Genomic DNA, 227 nt, shown 5'->3' with positions numbered 1-227 from the left:
GCCGGCAGCGCCAGCTTGACCGTTTCCAGGCCACCATCGATCTCGCGCTTGACGATCAGATGATCGCCTTCGACGCTGACTTCATTGGCAAAGGTGCCCTGCGGCCGGCCGAGCAGCGCGGCGACCATCTGGCCAACCTGGTTCGAATCGTCGTCGATCGCCTGCTTGCCGGTGATGATCAGGCCTGGCTGTTCCTCGCCGGCAATCGCCGTCACGATCTTGGCCAC

1 pseudogene is annotated in these 227 nt (G+C 63.9%); it reads right to left on the bottom strand.

The window, feature by feature from the left end:
• Window positions 1-227, bottom strand: a pseudogene (locus H926_RS25645) (electron transfer flavoprotein subunit beta/FixA family protein); the annotation flags it as partial.

It is taken from the genome of Novosphingobium sp. B-7 (genome assembly GCF_000410615.1).
In the GTDB taxonomy this organism is placed as follows: domain Bacteria; phylum Pseudomonadota; class Alphaproteobacteria; order Sphingomonadales; family Sphingomonadaceae; genus Novosphingobium; species Novosphingobium capsulatum.
Note: the sequence above shows the minus strand (reverse complement) of the source record. Positions and strands in the feature narration are given on the sequence as shown.